The sequence below is a fragment of the Streptosporangium brasiliense genome (assembly GCF_030811595.1).
In the GTDB taxonomy this organism is placed as follows: domain Bacteria; phylum Actinomycetota; class Actinomycetes; order Streptosporangiales; family Streptosporangiaceae; genus Streptosporangium; species Streptosporangium brasiliense.
Genome location: NZ_JAUSRB010000002.1, coordinates 1776888 through 1792095 on the forward strand (window position 1 = coordinate 1776888; position 15208 = coordinate 1792095).

Below are 15208 nucleotides of genomic sequence, written 5' to 3' on the forward strand. Positions count from 1 at the left end.
GCACGGCCGGGCATGTCTCACCCCGTCGCGCCGCGGACGGCGGTCGCCCCCCAGATCGTGGCCAGCGCGGCGTAGGCACTCAGCAGCGCGACGGTTACCCCCGTCCCGGCGGTGGCCGGCGACGCCGCCAGGACCAGCGACGTGACGATGGCGAGGGCCAGCAGGGCCGCCCAGCCGTACAGCACGGACCGTCCGCGCCGGGAGCCGGTGTGCGCCGCCTCCTGGACGGGGGTGACCAGCGCCATCACCGCGGCGCCGGCCGTGCCCACCGCCTCCAGCCCGGAGGCCACGCCTGACGCCAGCAGCAGCGCGCCCGCCACCGGCAGTACGCAGCAGAGCACCGCCACGCGCGCCTGCGCGCCCTCCAGCAGCAGCCGGGTGGTCCGGCCGCGGTGCAGGCGCAGCGTCGCCCATGACTCGGCGACCCACGCCGCCCAGTGCAGCACCGCGATGAGGACGAACACCGCGATGAGCGGTGGCGCCATGGGCAGCAGCAGTGCCATGCGCCGGCCGCCGCGGAACCTGCCGCGCAGGCGGGTCAGCACGCGGTAGAGGGGGTTGCGGCGTTTGAGCGCCAGGACGAGCAGGTCCCTGGCGTGGTCGAAGGAGGGATCGAGCCGCAGCACTTCGCGGAAGGCCTCCGCCGCCCGCCTGGGGTCGCCGAAGGCCAGCTCCGCACGGCCGTACACCAGGTGCGCGGTGGCGCTCTCCGGATTCAGGCGTACGGCCAGCGCCGCGGCCGGCCTGGCCTCCGCCGCGTCGCCGAGCATGACCAGGGCCACTGCCAGCAGGCTCACCAGGTCGGAGTCCTGCGGATCGATGCGCAGCCCCTGGCGCGCCGCCTGCGCGGCCTCGGCCCACTGGTCGCTCTGCACGCGCACCCGGGCCAGCAGTTCCCAGGTGTTGGCGTGCTCGGGGGCCAGCGCCAGCGAGGCCTCGACGGCCGGCAGCGCCCGGTCGGGCCGGTGGGCGCGGTAGTACACCTGCCCGGCCGTGTAGTGCGTGAACCAGAAGTCCGGCGCCAGCCGTACCGCCTCGTCGGCCTCGGCGGCGGCCTCGGCCACCTCGCCCTGCTCGATCAGGGCGACGGCGAGCAGGGCGTGTGCGGTGGGGTGCTGCGGGTCGTGGGTGATCGCGCCGCGCAGCTCCCGTGCCGCCTCCACCGGGCGGCGCAGGTCGAGCAGGCTGCGCGCGCGTTCGAGCGTGGCCTGGACTGTCACCACTTGCGCTTGATCCACGGCATCAGCTCGTCCCAGGCGCCGGACTCGTTGGCGTGCAGCACGTAGTTGCGGGCGGTGGCCAGCCACTCGCGTACCGCGGTGGGCTTGACTTGCTGAGCCACCGCCAGCAGGTCGGGCGTCGACAGCGGGATCGGGCGGCCGGCGCTGATCGACTGCTGGAGCTTGGCCTCCACCGCGCGGTCGACCAGGCCCTTCAGGTCGGCGCCGGTGAAGTGGTCGGTGATCTTCGCCACCACGTCGTAGTCCATCTCGGCCAGCGGCTTGTCGCGGCACAGGATGCGCAGGATGGCGGCACGCGCGGCCGCGTCCGGCGGCGGCACGAACACGAGCTGGTCGAAGCGGCCGGGCCGGCGGAAGGCCACGTCGACGTACCAGGGCGCGTTCGTGGCCGCCAGCACCAGCACCCCCTCGTTGGCGCTGTCGTCCACGCCGTCGAGCTCGGCCAGGAACTGGTTGACCAGTTGCCGGCTGTGCGCCTGGCGCATGTCGGAGCGGCGGGCGGCCAGCGCGTCGACCTCGTCGAAGAACAACACGCACGGCCGGTTGCGGCGGGCCATCTCGAACACCGCGCGCAGGTTGCGCTCGCTGGAGCCGATGTACATGTCCAGGACGTCGGCCAGCCCGACGTTGACGAACGCCGCGCCGAGCTCACCGGCCGCCGCTCTGGCCAGGTGGGTCTTGCCCGCGCCCGGCGGGCCGTAGAGCAGCACCCCGCCGCCGGCCCGCTTGCCGAACGCGGCGAACAGCTCCGGCTGCTGGACGGGGAGCAGGAGCTTGATCCGCAGCGCCTCCTTGACCGCCTCCATGCCCGCCACGTCGGCGAAGGTGAAGCGGGAGCGCTCGACCTCCGCGCTGGTCTCCGGAGGGAGGTTCGGCGGGGCCACCACGGGCTGCGGCGGCGGTGCCGCCAGCCGGGCGGCCAGGTCGGGGTCGGCGGCGGAGGGGTCGCGGGAGACCGCCTCGTGGTAGCGGTAGGCGGCGCCGGCCATGTCGCCCTCCCCCAGCAGCGCCCTGGCCGCGATCACGCCCATGCGCGGCGGGTAACCGGGCGTCGCCAGGTGTGACTCCAGGACCGACAGCGCGCTGCCGTACGAGCTCTGGCGGGTGAACGCCTCCGCCAGCCCGGCCGTGATGTCCGGATCCCGGGGTGCCAGCATGAGCGCGGCGCGATACTCCGCCTCCGCCTCGCCGAGGTAGCCCTTGGTGAGGAGCTGGTCGGCCAGATGCCGTCGCAGGGGAAGGTTGTCCGGAGAAAAGCGCGCCGCCTCGCGGAGCGCCTGCAGGCCGGCATCGTCGAGCACGGAGCTACATCCCTTCTGTCCGACTTCAGGGCGTCAAACTACCAGCCGCGGATGCCGGACCTTGATCCTCCACATGCCCCGGGCAACGGCCCGGAGGGTGGTCAAGTGATCTCCCGCACCAGGGCGATGCGGCTGCCCGGACTGCCGCTCGCCCTCTCCGGCGCGGCCGTGCCCGCACCGGTCGGCGTGCGGTGAACGCCGGCAGGCGGCTGGATCAGAGATCTTCCGGGACGTCGGTCATCTGGTTGAGCAGTGGTACGAGCTGCTCCTCCTCGTAGTCCAGATGGGCCTCCACCGCCTGGGTGAGCTGGTCGAGCTCGGCCTCGATCATGGCCGGGTCGCCGGTGTCCACCAGGGCGCGGATCCTGGCCAGCATCCGTCCCACGGTCTGGTGCTCCTCGCGCAGCCGTGCCAGGGCGTCGGCCAGCTCGGGGTGCGTGCCGCCCAGGTGGGGGAAGAGCACGTCGTCCTCCCCGGTGTGGTGCGCGTGCAGGGCCTCACAGAATGTCAGGCAGTGCTCCCGCAGGGTCGGCCCCGGGCCGGGAGCCGACCTGGACGTACGGCGCAGCTCCGCGAGGTCGCGGCGGAAGCCGTCGTGCAGCTTCACCAGTTCGTCGCCCCACGCGATGAGCCGTCCGCCGTCTCCCCGGACCGCGCCGTCCTCCCGGACCGCGTCGTCCTCCCGGACCGCGTCGTGCTCCCGGTTCATGCCGTCTCCCCGGTTCATGCCGTCTCCTTCGTCAGGGCGATGTCCGGGACTCGGGCCAGAGCGCCGTGTACGTAGCTGGAAGCCGCCGAGATCGTGGCGGCGATCGCCGAGGCGCCGAAGCTCCACCCCGCCCCGGCGCTGGAGATCACGGCTGCGGTCACCACCCCCGCCAGGCTGCTGCCGAAGACTCTGACCAGCGCGTTCACGCCGCCGGCCGCCGCCGTCCTGGCGGGTTCGACGTGCTCGACGGCCATCGTGCCGAGTGCGGCGTACCCGAGTCCGATGCCTACCCCCAGTACGGCCGCGGCGCCGTACAGGTCGGACGGGGTGCCGTGCGAGACGCTCAGCCAGAGCGAGGCGGCGGCCACCAGCAGAGACCCGCTGCCGACCAGCGACGACGTCGTGAACCGGCGCATCAGCCGGCCGGCCAGCAGTGAGATCACCAGCATCAGCGCGGCCGTCGGCAGCAGGTACAGGCCCACCTGGAGTACCGAGGCGCCCAGCGATCCCTGTGCGACGGACGACAGCGTGGTGATCGCGGCGAACAGCGCGAACCCGAGCAGCAGCGACGCCACCGTCGCGCCGACCGTCCCCCGGTGCAGGAGCATCGGGATCTCGATCAGCGGAGTGGCGGTACGGCGGGCCGACAGCACCCAGATGACGGCCACCACGGCGGCCGCCGCCAGCAGCCCGAGGGTGCTCGGCGAGGTCCAGCCCCAGGCCGTGCCCTTGTTGACGGCGAGCAGCAGGCAGACCAGCCAGGTGGCCACGAGCGCCGCGCCCGCCAGGTCGGGACGGCCGCCGGGCGCGGCGTGGGCGGGCTCGCGGACGAGGACGGCGACCAGTGCGAAGCTCGCCGCGCCGAGCCCGGCCAGGATCCAGAACAGCGCCTGGTAGCCGCCTCCGACCAGCCCGGCGAGGATCATGCCGCCGCCGCTGCCGACCCCCATCATGGCGCTCAGCACGCCGATGGCCGTGGGGAGCCGGTCGCGGGGTACGGCCTGCCTGGCGATGCCCATGGCCAGCGGCAGCAGGGGAGCGGCCATGCCCTGCAGCACCCGGCCCGCGATGATCAGGGGAAGCGTGGTGGCGACGGCGCTGAGCAGCGCTCCGGCCACCAGCAGGCCGAGCGCGGCGAGTGCGACGGGACGTCTGCCGTACAGGTCGCCCAGGCGCGACAGCAGCGGGATGGCGACGGCGCCCGACAGCAGTGCGGCGGTGAGGGTCCAGGAGACAAGGGGCAGCGGCGCGTGGAGCTGCCGTTGCAGCACCGGCAGCATCGGCACGACCGCCGTCATCTGGAGGGTGCCGACGGCCACGGCGAAGGCGAGCACGCCGACGGCCGTCCACGGGGACTTTTTATACATGTATAGAAAGTAGCATGGCAGGATGCCGGCGCGTACGGGACGACCTCCCAAGATCTCCAGAGCGGACATCGTGTCCGCGGCCCACCGCATCATCGACGCGGAGGGCACGCAGGGCCTGACCATGCGCCGGCTGGCCCGCGAGGTGGGCGCCACGCCGATGGCCCTGTACCACCACGTGCATGACAAGGACGAACTGCTCCATCTGCTCCTAGACGAGTACGCCGCCGGCCTGCCCAGGCCCGAACTGCCCGATGACTCCCCCGCCGAGCGCGTCGTGGCCGCCGCCACGGCCATGCACGGCGCGCTCGTCGGCTGCCCGTGGATCGTCGAGGTGCTGAGAGCCGACGACCTGATGTCCGTCCGTGCGCTGTGGTACCCGGAAACGATCATCGATGCGGCCGTGCACGCCGGACTGTCCCCGGAGGCGGCCGTGGACGCCTACCGGATCATCTGGCACTACACGGCGGGCGAGATCACAGCGCGGGCGGCCGCGGCGCGCAGGCGCGAGGAGGACAGGCCGACCTACCGCAGCCAGGTGTTCGCCACCCTCGACCCCGCGGAGCTCCCGCGCCTGGCGGCGCTGGGCGAGCGCTGGGAGGAGCTGACCGCCCGCGACACCTATGACAAGGGCGTGCGCGCGATCGTGGACGGCCTGCTGCGCCCCCACGCCGCGCCCACGGTGAGTGAAGGCGCCTGAGCGCAGGCTCGCGGGGCCGTCAGGTCCGTGGATGACGCGGAGGTGCGGAGCGGCCTGCCGCCGGTGGGCGGATGGGCTTGAGTCTCCGGCGGACGGGCTTGAGTCCCCAGTAAGGAGATGGGCTTGAGTCTCCAGTAAGGGGAGACGCGAGGGTGGAGGAATGGACGGCGACACGCTCTACTCGATCGGTGACCTGGCCCGGCGGACCGGGCTGACGGTCAAGGCCATCCGGTTCTACTCCGACCGGGGGATCGTGCCGCCGGCCGACCGTAGCCCGGCCGGCTACCGCCGCTACGGCATCGACGCCGTCGCACGCCTGGACCTCGTGCGGACGCTGCGCGAACTGGGCCTGGACCTCCCCACGATCCGGAAGGTCGTGGACCGGGAGGTCTCGCTCCCCGAGGTCGCCGCGGCGCACGCCGGAGCACTGGCGGTGCAGATCCGGACGCTGCGTCTGCGGCGCGCGGTGCTGACGGTGGTGGCCAGGCGTGGATCCACCCCTGAGGAGATTGATCTCATGCACAAGCTGGCCAAGCTCTCCGAGGACGAGCGCCGACGTCTGATCGGCGACTTCCTCGACACCGCCTTCGGCGGCCTGGACGCCGCCCCCGAGTTCACGGGGGCCAGGCGCTCGATGACCCCCGAACTGCCCGACGACCCCGAGGCCGGTCAGGTCGAGGCGTGGGTGGAACTGGCCGAACTGTCCCAGGACCCGGATTTCCGCGCCGGGATGCGCCGCATGGTGGAGCACCATGCGGCCGAGCGCGCCCAGGGCGACGCCACGGTCCTGCGCCGCGACTCCGTCGCGATGGTCCGTGACCAGGTCGGCCCGGCCCTGGCGGCCGGCATCGACCCGGCCTCGCCGCAGGCCGATCCGGTGGTCGCGGCGGTCACGGCTCAATACGCGCACGTCTTCGGCCGCCCCGACGACGCCGACCTCCGGCGCCGGCTGTTGACCCGGCTGGAGAGCGTGAACGACCCTCGCCGGGAGCTGTACCTCCGGCTGCTCGCGGTGGTCAACGGCTGGCCCGCCCCGGAGAGCCTGGCGCCGGCGCTCGACTGGTTCATCCAGGCCCTGCGTGCCCGGATACCGGGGTAGCGGGCCGGTCGCGACCCGGCGCCGCCGTACCGGCCGGCGTCATGAGGGAAACCCGCTAATCAGATGAGGGTCTGAACGATACGCGGTGGTAGGCGGACAGGGCGAGCGCGCCGAGGACGCAGGCGGCGGCCACGACGCCCATCACCGCGGCGTAGCCGACGATCTGCGCCATCACCGCGGCGGTCAGCGGGGCGACGGCTTTGGCCACGGTGACGGGCAGGGCCAGCGCACCGCTGACGCTCGCGTAGGCGGCGGTGCCGTACCGGTCGGCCAGCAGCGCGGGACGGGCGATGGTCGCCACGCCGAACCCGAGACCGAACAGGACCACCGCGGTGACCGCCCCGGGGACGCTGCGCCCGACCAGCGGCAGGAGCGCCGCGGCCGCGCCCTGCAGGACGAAGATCGCCGCGGTGACCAGCGAGACCGGCCAGCGGCTCTGCAGGCCGGTGCTGACCAGGCGCCCGGTGACCGACAGCACCCCCAGCAGGCCGGCCACGCTCGCGGCGAAGACCGGCGGGTGACCGAGAACGGTCAGATAGGTCACCAGCAGCACCCCCAGCACGGCGACGGCTCCGGTGTGCGCGAGGAAGGCCGCGACCAGCAGCCAGAACGGCCGCTCGCCCAGGGCGCTCCGGACGGCCGCCTCCCGACGGACGGCCGCCTCCCGACGGACGGCCGCCTCCCGACGGACGGCCGCCTCCCGACGGACGGCCGCGGGTTCCGTCCCGGCGCCCGCGGGTTCCGCCTCGGTGGCGGTACGGCTGCGCGGCACCAAGGCGTGCAGCGGCACCGCGAGCAGCGCGTAGCCGAGGGCGAGGACCACCAGGGCGGTGCGCCAGCCGTACCGCTGGACCAGCAGGCCGGTGAGCGGCAGGAAGATCGTGGAGGCGAAACCCGCGACGATGGTCAGCACCAGCAGCGCGTTCGAGCGCCGCCTGGCGTCGGAGCAGGCCACGATCACCGCGAAGGCCGCCTCGTACAGCACCGCCGCGGAGGCGATCCCGATGACAGTGAAGATCAGATAGAGCTGGAGGAGGGTGGTCACCTGCGACCAGCCCAGCACCGCCAGCGCGCCGAGCGCCGATCCGGCCGTCATGAGGCCGCGGCCGCCGTGGCCGTCCAGCCACCGGCCGACCAGCGGGGCGGCCAGGCCCGAGACCAGCACCGCCGTGGTGAGCGCCCCGGCGACGGAGGCGGTCCCGGCGCCCAGGTCGCGGCCCATCGGGGTGATGAAGACCGAGAAGGCGTAGTAGAGCACGCCGTAGCCGGCGGTCTGGGTCACCGCCAGCGCGGCGACGACGCGCCACCCGCGCCCGGGACGCGCTCGGCCGCCGTCCCCCGTCGCGGGGACGGCGGCCCCGGAGGGGGCGCTCATCCCAGGTCACCACGGCAGGCGACCGGCTCGCGGCGGTCCTCCTGCGATCCGTGGCGGCAGCCGGGGCGCGGCGGCTCCTTCTGGGCCGTGGTGGGACATCCCTCCGCCATGGGAGCTTCCTTCCGGTCGGTACGGCCCAGCCGCAGCAGCCGCCCCGTTGTCGACGGTCGCCGGCGGCGACGTGGCGGGCAGCCCGCCGCTGACGCCGGTGGCCGGTCCGATCCGCTGCTCCTGTGCCTCGGTCAGGGTGGAGGAACATACCCGGTCCCGGGCGGATCGAGCCGGCCCACGGGCGGCGGTGTCAGGGGCTGCGGGGCATGGACGTCGCCCTGCGCCGTCCGCGGCGGCTCTCGCCGAGCATCGCGAAGGTCTCGCCCACCCCGGGGACCGCGTCCGGGTAGGCCCCCCGCCGCCCGCGCGGCACCGGGTCACCCCTTGTCGAGGGCCAGGTTGAGCTGGAGCACGTTGACCGCCGGCTCGCCCATGAAGCCGAGCGCCCGGCCGGTGGTGTGCTCCTTGACGAGCCGCCTCACCCGCTCCACGGCGATCCCGCGCTCCCTGGCCACCCGAGGGGCCTGCAGCTCGGCGTAGGCGACCGAGATGTGCGGGTCGAGGCCGGAGCCGCCGGCGGTGACCGCGTCGGCGGGCACCACCGCCCTGGCGTCGCCGCGGACGGGGACGGTACGGCCGGCCGCGTAGTCCTCTCCGGGCCTGCCGCACTCGACGCCGACGCCCTGGTAGCGGGCGACGAAGGGCCGGGCGGGGCAGGCCTGGTTGACGCTAACCGCCCGGGTGGCCGCGCCGACCGCCTGCGGGACGGTGGCCGCGCCCTGCAGCTCGAAGACGTTGGTGAGCGTGACGCTGACGACGGCGATCGTGGCCATCACGGCGAGGATCGCGTAGCCCTGGCGGACCTGGCCGACCATCCTGCCGAAGGTGCGGGTCAGGCTGAACGGGATGACGAGGATCAGGAAGATCTCGAACCAGTTGGTCCACGCCGTGGCGTTCTCGAACGGGTGGGCCGAGTTGGTGTTGTAGAAGCCGCCGCCGTTGGTGCCCAGCTCCTTGATGACCTCCTGCGAGGCGACCGGCCCGCCGGTGATCGACTGCGTGCCGCCGGTCAGTGTGGTCACCTCGTGCGGGCCCGCGAAGTTCTGCACCAGACCGCCGGCCACCAGCACCAGCGCGCCGACGAAGGCGATCGGCAGCAGGATCCGGAGCGAGCCGCGCACCAGGTCCACCCAGAAGTTGCCGATGGTGTCGGAGCCCCTGCGGGCGAACCCGCGCACCAGCGCGATCGCCACGGCCATGCCGACCGCCGCGGACACGAAGTTCTGTACGGCCAGCGCCGCCATCTGGGTCAGGTGGCCCATGGTGCTCTCGCCGGAATAGGCCTGCCAGTTGGTGTTGGTGACGAAGCTGATCGCGGTGTTCCACGCGATGTGGTCGGGGACCGGTCCGAAACCGAGGCTCAGGAAGAGCCTGTCCTGCAGGCGCTGCATCCCGTACACCGCCAGGACCGAGATGACCGAGAAGGCCAGCAGGCTGCGCGCGTAGGCGCCCCACCGCTGCTCGGCGTCGGCCCGGACGCGGAGCAGGCGGTAGACGGAGCGCTCCACCACGGTGTGCCTGGTGCTCGTGTAAGTCCGGTGCATGTAGTCGCCGAAGGGCCTGTGCACCAGGGCCAGCGCGGCGATCAAAGAGACGATGAAGAAGGCCCCGGCCGCGGCCGTGCTCATCTAGAAACGCTCCGGGAAGAGCAGGGCCGCGACCATGAAGATCACCAGGCCGACGGCCACTGCGAGACCGGTGGCGTTGATCGCGCTCACAGGCGCTCCACCGCCTTCACGACAAGCCCGAAGATCACGATCGTCAGGGCGACGAAGATGACGTCAGCCATCCCCACTCCTCAAGTCCGGACGTTGCTTCACGGCCAAGTGGCCACATAGAGAGCAAACCGGGCTATTTGTGGGACTTTGCCGTTCTTGGCGGCTTTCATACGCCGTGCGGTTGAGTTTTGACGCGATCCCTACGGCATGCCCTCGGGCGGGATCCATCCGGTGACCGCGGGCGGGTCTCCTGGCCGGGGTTGACTTGAAGTCCAGTTCAAGTTTCAGGATGGGGGGCGACCAAGGAGGAGACCATGATTCTGGTTATCGGAGCGACCGGTAACGTCGGCCGCAACATCGTGTCCCAGCTGCTGGAGTCCGGCGCCGCGGTGCGCGCGCTGGTCCGCGACCCCGGTGCCGCCCGGCTGCCGGAGGGCGTCGAGGCGGTGCGCGGCGACCTGACCCGGCCGGCGACGGTGGAGGCGGCCCTGGACGGGGTCGAGTCGGTGTTCCTGCTCTGGCCCGGGTTCGCGGCCGAGCAGGCCGCGCCGGTCGTGGAGCTGATCGCCAAGTACGCGCGCCGCGTCGTCTACCTGTCGGCGATGAACCCGGAGGGCACCTTCCACGGGGGGCTGGAGGCGCTGATCAGGGAGTCCGGGCTGGAATGGACGTTCCTGCGGCCCGGCGGGTTCGCCGTCAACACGCTGATGTGGGCAGAGCAGATCCGCGAGGGCGTCGTGCGCTGGCCGTACGCGCGGGCCGGGCGGTCGCTCATCCACGAGCGGGACATCGCCGCGGTCGCCGCGGTCGTGCTGACCGGCGACGGGCACGCCGGGAAGATCTACGACCTCACCGGGCCGTCGGTGGTGACCCAGGCCGAGCAGGTCCGCATCATCGGAGAGGCGGTCGGCCGCCCGGCACGCTACGAGGAGCTGCCCAGGGAGGTCGCGCGCGAGCAACTGCTCGCCGCCTGGGGCGAGGCCACCTTCGTCGACGGCGCGCTCGACCACTGGGCGCGGATCGTGGCCGAGCCGGAGCCGGTCACCCACACGGTCGAGGAACTGACCGGCGTCTCCGCCCGCACCTTCCACCAGTGGGCGGCCGACCACGCCGCCGACTTCCGCTGAGCACCCTTCCATTCCGTACGGCGGGCCACTCTGTACGGCGGGTGCCCCTGTCGGGGGCGTGCCGCCGAGGACAGGCGTCCCGGACTCGTACGGCGGGCCGTTCCGAGTCTTTACGGCGGGCCGCTCCGCGCGACGGGTGCCCCTGTCGGGGGCGTGCCACTGAGGACAGGCGTCCCGGACTCGTACGGCGGGGCACCTCGGGGGCCGGATGGCACGGACGCGGGGCCGGTCTCCGGCCCGTCGGCCTGGTCCGGCCGCCGGTCAGCTGGTGAACTGGTGGCGAGGGGGGAGGACGCCATGCCGGAGACCCAGGTCAACCACCCGATCTTCGCCCGGTGCTACGCCCGCGTCAGCCCGGTGGTGGAGCGCCACGGCCTGGCCGCCCGCCGGCAGACGTTGCTGGCCGGGCTGTCGGGCCAGGTGATCGAGGTGGGCGCCGGGAACGGGCTGACCTTCGCCCACTACCCGCCCACCGTCGCCCGGGTGCTCGCGGTGGAGCCCGAACCGCGGCTGCGCCGGCTCGCGCGGGCGGCCGCCCGCGCGGCCCCGGTCCCGGTCGAGGTGGTCGGCGGCCTCGCCGACCGCCTTCCAGGCGGAGACCGGACCTTCGACGCCGCGGTGGTGTCGATGGTGCTCTGCTCGGTGCCGGATCCCGACTCGGCGTTGCGGGAGATCCGCCGGGTGCTCAAGCCCGGCGGCCAACTGCGCTTCCTGGAGCACGTCCGGGCCGACTCGGCCGGCCTGGTCCGGGTGCAGCGGCTGCTGGACGCCACCGTGTGGCCGCGCCTTGCCGGCGGCTGTCACACCGGCCGTGACAGTGCCGCGGCGATCGAGCGCGCCGGGTTCGTCATGGAGCGGCTGGAGCGCTTCCTGCTCCCCGAGGTCCGCACCCCGGTCTCCTTCTTCATCGTCGGTGTGGCGTCACGCCCGCCGGCCGCCGGCGCTCGGTAGGCCGTGCGCGGCGGCCCGGGGGACGTCAGCGGTGGTAGGCGTGGACCACCGCGTGTCCCTTGCCCCTGCCGATGATCCACTTGTTGATCGGGGTGGTGACGAGGAAGGCCACCAGCAGGGAGAACGCGAGAGCGCCCCAGAACAGGACCGAGGTGAGGCCGGCGTCCATGGCGCCGGGCACCACCATCGTCACTCCGTTGTCGACGATCTCCATTGAGACACCTTGCCGGCCGACTGGTGCCGCCGAGGGGGCACCGGGGCCCGAGCGCGCGTGCACCCGGGCCCCGGCCTGGCGTAATGCCCTGTCAGAGCCTGTCGAGGATTTTCTGCAGCTGCCCGATCTCGGCCTCCTGCGCGGTCACGATCTCCCCGGCGAGCGCCTTGGCCTCGGGGGCGGCCCCCTGGGCCTGCTCGGTCCGGGCCATCTCGACCGCCCCCTTGTGGTGGGCGATCATCAGTTCGGCGAACATCCGGTCGAACTCCGCCCCCTTCGCCTTCTGGAGCTTGGCCATGTCCTCCGCGGTCATCATGCCGGGCATGTCGTGCCCGCCGTGGCCGCCCTCCGGGGTGGCGGGCTTACCCCAGGCCGACAGCCAGCCGGTCATGGTGGCGATCTCCGGGTCCTGGGCGGCCTTGATCTCCGCGGCGAGTGTCTTGACCTCGGGATCGGTGGCCCGCTTCTCGGCGAGCTCGGCCATCTCCACCGCCTGCTCGTGATGCGGGATCATCATCTGCGCGAAGGTGACGTCGGCCTCGTTGAAGGAGGTCGACGGACGCGGGCTCGCGGTGGCGGCGGCCGGAGCGCCGCTGGGCGCGCCGGTGCCCGCCGCCGTGGACGAGGTTCCCCCGCCGCAGGCGGTCAGCAGCACGAGCAGGCCGGTTCCGGCGGCGGCGAGCGCGAGCCTGCGGCCGGCGGGTCGGTCGGCGGGTCGGTCGGTGAACGTCATGTGCTTGTCTCTTCCGGTTCGGTGTTATCTGCCTGGCGACCGTTGGCGGGCGGGTCTCGGGGACTGTCCGCCGAAGCGATCGGCCTATATGCGCAGGACCGAGAGACGTGCCAGGCGCAGTGCCGTCCTGTCGGGCGGCGGCCTCGCGACAGGCGACGACGACGGGCGCGCGGTGGCCGCGGCCTGCGAGGCCCGCCGTCGCACCCGCGCCGCGCCGAGGGACACGGCGACGAGCGCGGTCAGTACGGCCAGGCAGACCGAGGACGGGTCGGGCCCGGGAAGATCGTCGCCCGTGCCGGACATCCGTCGCCCGCCCGCCGCCTCCGTCGCGGGCGAGGACATGAGAGCGGACTCGGCCTCTGACACCGATGGGGGCGAGGGGACCGGCGCGAGATCCCGCCGATGCATGACCTCGCCGTGTCCAGCCGTGACCGACGGGCCGCCGTGCTCCAGATGACCGAGGGTGTGCATCCCGGCGACACCCAGGACGAGCGCGAGGAGCAGCAGCCGGCGAGACCGCCACGACGGGCGCCTCCTGGCCGAGCCGTCCATCCTCGCCTCCGTGCACGCGGGGTCAGGCCGCTGTGACACGGCAACCTACGATCTACAATAGTAGAGTATCGGAGGAGGTCACCCCGGTGCGGACGGCATGACCAAGGGCGGTTTGGAGCCACCGCCGTCGTAGTTGGCGCACTCCGGGCACGGCGGATATGAGACCCGTAGTGGGCATGCGGGCCGCCGGGTGCGGGCGACGGGCCGTGGAGCACGGGCGGGACAATGGCACGGTGAAAGTAGTGGTCCTCGCCGACACCCACGCGCCGCGGCGCTGGAAGTCCTGCCCACCAAGAGTGGCCGAGCACCTCCGCGGCGCTGACCTGATCCTGCACGCCGGTGACGTCTGCACCGCCGATGTGCTCGACGAGCTCGCCGCCTACGCGCCGGTCCACGTCGTCAAGGGCAACAATGACGGACCCGACATAGCGGCTCCCGAGACGCTCGAACTCGATCTCGGCGGGCTGCGGGTGGCGATGATCCACGACAGCGGCGCGGCACGGGGACGGCTCGCCCGGATGCGCCGCCGGTTCCCCTCGGCCGACCTGGTGGTCTTCGGCCACTCCCACATCCCGCTGGACGAGAGCGACGCCGGACTGCGCATCTTCAACCCCGGGTCGCCGACCGACCGGCGCCGCCAGCCCCACGGCACCCTGGGGCTGCTCCGCGTCGAGGACGGTGTCCTCGCCGAGGCCGTGATCACCCCGGTCACCTGACCGGCCGGTCCTGTGCCCCTCCCGGCTACGTGTCTGTGGCGAGCAGCTCCTTGAGGGCGTCGTCGATGAACTCGGTGTCCACCGGATTGAGGCCACCCCCGGCGAAGTGCCCCCACGCGCCGGGGATGACGCGCAGCTCCGCGTCGGGCAGGTGGGCCACCTCCCACTCGCTGTCCTCGGGCGGGAAGTAGAGGTCCTGCTCGGCGGGCATGACGATCGCCGGCGCGCGGATCGCGGCGAGCGCCTCCGCCGCGTCGCCGAACCCCGGAGTCTTGCCCACGTCGGCGTTCTGCCAGGTCCACAACATGGCGAGCAGGTTGTTGGCGTCACGTTTGACGAACAGGCCCTCCCAGAAGCCGACGAGGAAGTCTTCGAGGGAGCCGTAGCCGAGCGGCTCGCGTTCGTAGATCCTCTCCCGGTAGAACTGCTGGCAGAAACCCCAGCCCGCGTAGACACGGGCCATCGCCCGCAGCCCGATGCCCGGCTGCCCGGAGTACCAGCCGCCGTCCCAGGCCGCGTCGGCGGTGAGAGCCGCCTTGACGCCCTCAAGGAAGACGATGTTGTGAAGGCTGGTCTTCGCCGCACCGCAGAAGGGCAGGATCCGCCGGACCATGTCCGGATGGCTGACCGCCCACTGGTAGGTCTGCCCGGCTCCCATGGACCAGCCCGTGACGAGCTCCAGACGCTCGATGCCGAACCGCTCGGTGACCAGACGGTGCTGGGCCTGGACGTTGTCGTACATCGTCACGTGCGGGAACCGCGCCCGGTCGTGCGGCGGCGGGGCGGTGCTCGGGGACGACGACAGTCCGTTGCCGAACATGTTCGGGACGATGATGAAGTATTTCGCCGGATCGAGCGCCATGCCCTCACCGATCAGCCACTCGTTGTCGTAGTGCTGGCCCGAATACCACGTCGGGTAGACGATCGCGTTGTCCTTGCCGGCGGCGAGCTCGCCGTAGGTCTTGTACGCCAGCGTGGCGCCGGGGAGCGTGGCGCCGCCCTGCAGCCGGACGTCACCCAGGTCGAAGACGTCGTAGTCCATGGGGGCCTCCTTGCCGATCACCGGTCTCGATCGCCGGACCCTCCGCGCGCCGTGTCCACATTTTATTCTCGACACGATCCGAAAGGCAGCGCGTCCCGTCCTGTTTTCGCAGGTAGATATGGCTGTATGACGGTCAGTGCCGGGCCTTTCCGCGTTCCCGGCAGACCTTTCACACTTCCGATGGAGGAGCGGGAGTTTCCCCGGACCCGGCCCGGCCCGGCCCGGATCCGCGCACGGCTCCGCCGACCGTCTCCA

Annotated in this window: 17 protein-coding genes; 5 read left to right on the top strand and 12 right to left on the bottom strand. The window is 72.7% G+C overall.

Annotated elements, in window-relative coordinates; all coding sequences use genetic code 11:
- Positions 1-17: 17 nt before the first annotated feature.
- From J2S55_RS16810 to J2S55_RS16825, 4 genes are all read right to left on the bottom strand, one after another.
- Positions 18-1223 (bottom strand): tetratricopeptide repeat protein, encoded by a 1206-nt coding sequence (locus J2S55_RS16810; RefSeq protein WP_306861653.1) that lies wholly within the window; start codon positions 1221-1223, stop codon positions 18-20.
- Positions 1217-2542: an ATP-binding protein gene (locus J2S55_RS16815; protein ID WP_306861655.1), complete on the bottom strand. Its 1326-nt coding sequence runs from the start codon at positions 2540-2542 to the stop codon at positions 1217-1219. Before J2S55_RS16815 ends, J2S55_RS16810 begins: the two co-directional genes overlap by 7 nt.
- A 214-nt stretch (positions 2543-2756) precedes the next feature.
- Positions 2757-3269, bottom strand: a complete 513-nt coding sequence (locus J2S55_RS16820) for a hemerythrin domain-containing protein (RefSeq protein WP_306861657.1) — start codon at positions 3267-3269, stop codon at positions 2757-2759.
- Positions 3266-4618, bottom strand: a complete 1353-nt coding sequence (locus tag J2S55_RS16825; protein WP_306861659.1) for an MFS transporter — start codon at positions 4616-4618, stop codon at positions 3266-3268. The genes J2S55_RS16820 and J2S55_RS16825 overlap by 4 nt, the downstream gene beginning before the upstream one ends.
- A 22-nt stretch (positions 4619-4640) precedes the next feature.
- Here J2S55_RS16825 and J2S55_RS16830 point away from each other — a divergent pair, with 22 nt between their 5' ends.
- Together J2S55_RS16830 and J2S55_RS16835 are read left to right on the top strand one after the other, a co-directional pair.
- Positions 4641-5315 (top strand): TetR/AcrR family transcriptional regulator, encoded by a 675-nt coding sequence (locus J2S55_RS16830; protein WP_306861661.1) that lies wholly within the window; start codon positions 4641-4643, stop codon positions 5313-5315.
- Between the two features lie 160 nt (positions 5316-5475).
- Complete coding sequence (locus tag J2S55_RS16835; protein ID WP_306861663.1) at positions 5476-6414, top strand: MerR family transcriptional regulator; 939 nt, start codon at positions 5476-5478, stop codon at positions 6412-6414.
- A gap of 55 nt (positions 6415-6469) precedes the next feature.
- Here J2S55_RS16835 and J2S55_RS16840 read toward each other — a convergent pair whose 3' ends face one another.
- The 4 genes from J2S55_RS16840 to kdpF form a co-directional block, all read right to left on the bottom strand.
- The gene (locus J2S55_RS16840) at positions 6470-7789 is read right to left on the bottom strand and encodes an MFS transporter (protein WP_306861665.1); all 1320 of its coding nucleotides are present in this window, start codon (positions 7787-7789) and stop codon (positions 6470-6472) included.
- 301 nt (positions 7790-8090) lie between these two features.
- A complete protein-coding gene (locus J2S55_RS16845) occupies positions 8091-8213 on the bottom strand; it encodes a hypothetical protein (protein ID WP_306861667.1) in 123 nt (40 codons plus the stop codon).
- A gap of 4 nt (positions 8214-8217) precedes the next feature.
- Positions 8218-9528, bottom strand: a complete 1311-nt coding sequence (locus J2S55_RS16855; RefSeq protein WP_370879680.1) for a potassium-transporting ATPase subunit KdpA — start codon at positions 9526-9528, stop codon at positions 8218-8220.
- Positions 9529-9618: a K(+)-transporting ATPase subunit F gene (gene kdpF / locus J2S55_RS16860; protein ID WP_306861668.1), complete on the bottom strand. Its 90-nt coding sequence runs from the start codon at positions 9616-9618 to the stop codon at positions 9529-9531. It abuts the gene before it with no gap.
- Positions 9619-9932: 314 nt separating this feature from the next.
- Between kdpF and J2S55_RS16865 the strand changes: the two genes are divergently transcribed.
- Together J2S55_RS16865 and J2S55_RS16870 are read left to right on the top strand one after the other, a co-directional pair.
- Positions 9933-10745: an NAD(P)H-binding protein gene (locus J2S55_RS16865; RefSeq protein WP_306861669.1), complete on the top strand. Its 813-nt coding sequence runs from the start codon at positions 9933-9935 to the stop codon at positions 10743-10745.
- A gap of 297 nt (positions 10746-11042) precedes the next feature.
- Positions 11043-11696: a class I SAM-dependent methyltransferase gene (locus tag J2S55_RS16870; RefSeq protein ID WP_306861670.1), complete on the top strand. Its 654-nt coding sequence runs from the start codon at positions 11043-11045 to the stop codon at positions 11694-11696.
- A gap of 25 nt (positions 11697-11721) precedes the next feature.
- On the opposite strand, the gene J2S55_RS16875 is transcribed toward J2S55_RS16870, so the two are convergent.
- The 3 genes from J2S55_RS16875 to J2S55_RS16885 form a co-directional block, all read right to left on the bottom strand.
- The gene (locus J2S55_RS16875) at positions 11722-11910 is read right to left on the bottom strand and encodes a DUF4396 domain-containing protein (RefSeq protein ID WP_306861671.1); all 189 of its coding nucleotides are present in this window, start codon (positions 11908-11910) and stop codon (positions 11722-11724) included.
- Positions 11911-12001: 91 nt separating this feature from the next.
- Positions 12002-12643 (bottom strand): DUF305 domain-containing protein, encoded by a 642-nt coding sequence (locus J2S55_RS16880; RefSeq protein WP_306861672.1) that lies wholly within the window; start codon positions 12641-12643, stop codon positions 12002-12004.
- 84 nt (positions 12644-12727) lie between these two features.
- Entirely contained in the window at positions 12728-13234 is a 507-nt protein-coding gene (locus tag J2S55_RS16885; RefSeq protein ID WP_306861673.1) for a DUF6153 family protein, read from the bottom strand.
- Between the two features lie 194 nt (positions 13235-13428).
- Between J2S55_RS16885 and J2S55_RS16890 the strand changes: the two genes are divergently transcribed.
- Positions 13429-13911 carry a metallophosphoesterase family protein gene (locus J2S55_RS16890; RefSeq protein ID WP_306861674.1) on the top strand — a complete coding sequence of 161 codons (483 nt, stop codon included), beginning with the start codon at positions 13429-13431 and terminating at the stop codon, positions 13909-13911.
- Positions 13912-13936: 25 nt separating this feature from the next.
- Here J2S55_RS16890 and J2S55_RS16895 read toward each other — a convergent pair whose 3' ends face one another.
- On the bottom strand, positions 13937-14953 hold the full coding sequence (locus J2S55_RS16895; RefSeq protein WP_306861675.1) for an alpha/beta fold hydrolase: 1017 nt from the start codon (positions 14951-14953) through the stop codon (positions 13937-13939).
- Positions 14954-15208: the final 255 nt, after the last annotated feature.

What these genes read in the sequence shown, in the direction of transcription:
- J2S55_RS16820 (WP_306861657.1), bottom strand. Translation starts at nt 3,269, where the DNA reads ATGAACCGGGGAGACGGCATGAACCGGGAGCACGACGCGGTCCGGGAG.
- J2S55_RS16825 (WP_306861659.1), bottom strand. Translation starts at nt 4,618, where the DNA reads ATGTATAAAAAGTCCCCGTGGACGGCCGTCGGCGTGCTCGCCTTCGCC.
- J2S55_RS16830 (WP_306861661.1), top strand. Translation starts at nt 4,641, where the DNA reads ATGCCGGCGCGTACGGGACGACCTCCCAAGATCTCCAGAGCGGACATC.
- J2S55_RS16835 (WP_306861663.1), top strand. Translation starts at nt 5,476, where the DNA reads ATGGACGGCGACACGCTCTACTCGATCGGTGACCTGGCCCGGCGGACC.
- J2S55_RS16840 (WP_306861665.1), bottom strand. Translation starts at nt 7,789, where the DNA reads ATGAGCGCCCCCTCCGGGGCCGCCGTCCCCGCGACGGGGGACGGCGGC.
- J2S55_RS16855 (WP_370879680.1), bottom strand. Translation starts at nt 9,528, where the DNA reads ATGAGCACGGCCGCGGCCGGGGCCTTCTTCATCGTCTCTTTGATCGCC.
- J2S55_RS16865 (WP_306861669.1), top strand. Translation starts at nt 9,933, where the DNA reads ATGATTCTGGTTATCGGAGCGACCGGTAACGTCGGCCGCAACATCGTG.
- J2S55_RS16870 (WP_306861670.1), top strand. Translation starts at nt 11,043, where the DNA reads ATGCCGGAGACCCAGGTCAACCACCCGATCTTCGCCCGGTGCTACGCC.
- J2S55_RS16875 (WP_306861671.1), bottom strand. Translation starts at nt 11,910, where the DNA reads ATGGAGATCGTCGACAACGGAGTGACGATGGTGGTGCCCGGCGCCATG.
- J2S55_RS16880 (WP_306861672.1), bottom strand. Translation starts at nt 12,643, where the DNA reads ATGACGTTCACCGACCGACCCGCCGACCGACCCGCCGGCCGCAGGCTC.
- J2S55_RS16895 (WP_306861675.1), bottom strand. Translation starts at nt 14,953, where the DNA reads ATGGACTACGACGTCTTCGACCTGGGTGACGTCCGGCTGCAGGGCGGC.